Source organism: Azovibrio restrictus DSM 23866, from assembly GCF_000429665.1.
Taxonomy (GTDB): Bacteria; Pseudomonadota; Gammaproteobacteria; order Burkholderiales; family Rhodocyclaceae; genus Azovibrio; species Azovibrio restrictus.
The window spans coordinates 1-1,548 of sequence record NZ_AUCH01000048.1 but is presented as its reverse complement, the minus strand read 5'-3'; the positions used below and the strand labels follow the sequence as shown (position 1 = coordinate 1,548).

Sequence of the window (1,548 nt, the reverse complement as noted above, 5' to 3'; positions counted from 1 at the left end):
ATGGTGTCCTTCCCCTGGTGATTACCCCCACGCTGGTGGGCATCGAGACCGTGAACCTGGCTGTCACCGGCGCCGAGAGGGCCGACGCCACACTGGATCTGCAGAATGCCAACGGCCTGAAGGCGGTGAGCATCACCAGTATCGGCGAGGGCATAAGGAACGTTAAGGTGGGCAATATCCAGAATGCACTGGAATCCATGTCCGTCAGCAGTTTCCCGCATCTGGAGTACACTAGTGCGCAGCTTTGCTACGTCGCCGGTGCCCTGGCGGGTGAAAACAGGGGCACCCTGAACCTGGATGGCGCCAGCATGTACCGCCTGGGGATCGGCCGTGACACCTTCCTTGAGACTGGCCATGTCAGCCTGGAAAGTTACGAGCACCTGACCATCAACGTGGAAAGTGCTTCCAGCATCGGCTTTCTGGATCTACCCATGGACAGCGGTTCCGCAGGCAGCATCATCATTACTGGTACTGCTGATCTGGAACTGGGCAGGGTTGATTACCAGGCCAAAATAAAGGAACAGATCGTTTATTCTGGTGGTATCCAACAAACGGGCGGCCATCTTGCCAGCATCGATGCATCCGCCCTGACGGGCAACCTGACCCTAGTCCTGAACAACATCATGGACGTGGACAAGGCCGGCAGCTCCGGCGTGCAGCAGGATGTGACCGTCATCGGCGGTTCCGGTGACGATATCTTCTCCCTGTACGACGTGATGCAAGCGGGGGACAGGATCATTGGTGGTGAAGGTACCGACACCCTGCTGTTCTACTCCGGTTCCGGCATCAATCCCGTGGCCGAAAGCATCGAAGTGGCTGGCCTGCAGGGCAACAGCTACGATGGTGCCGTGGTAGTAGATTTCTCCGGTCTGACTTCCGTGACCCGCATTGAGGTAAGCAACATCACCCATCGCGATGTAATTGGGACCTGGGGGATGGCATTTGATGCGCCGCCGGTGGATTTCACCATGACCAATCTGAGCGCAGTCCAGGCGGCCGGCATCACCATTCAGCACGCGTTCTCCGGTGGCTGCGGCATCGCTGATTCCGTGATTCAGGCTGCCTTGGCCACCGACACCGCCAGCGATACCCTGGGAGTGACCATCGCTGACGGCAAGAACACTGAGCCCCGCTTCAACTTCACGATCGACACCGCCTTCGCCAGCAGCGGGGCCTCCAGCTTCGAGCATCTGAGCATCACTGATACCGATGCCGAGTCCAACGTAGTGGAACTGGAAGACTTCGCCCAATTCACCGGCAGCATCACCCTGAAGGGGGGCAAGGCCGGGACCTTCCTGAACTTCGACGTGGATACTGACGGTGCCGACGTGACCGGGCAGCTCGCTGCCGGGCAAACCGATGCTATGCCCAACATTCCGGGCTACCTGCCCTCGGAATCTCCCTACTATCCCGTTCAGCAGGGTCTGCTGGGGCTGTCCACCGACGGGACGGACATAGATTTTGCCGCTGGCCACATCCACGATGTGGGCAACCTGGCGACCCAGGTGCGTCTGGGCGCGGCCAGCATCAACGCGGCTGCAACCGACT

The 1,548-nt window shown here is 59.6% G+C and carries 1 protein-coding gene; it reads left to right on the top strand.

Going from position 1 to position 1,548, the window contains the following annotated elements; genetic code table 11:
- Positions 1 to 1,548, top strand: a 1,548-nt coding sequence (locus G474_RS23835; RefSeq protein ID WP_043465209.1) for a hypothetical protein, incomplete at both ends; no start/stop codon positions are given.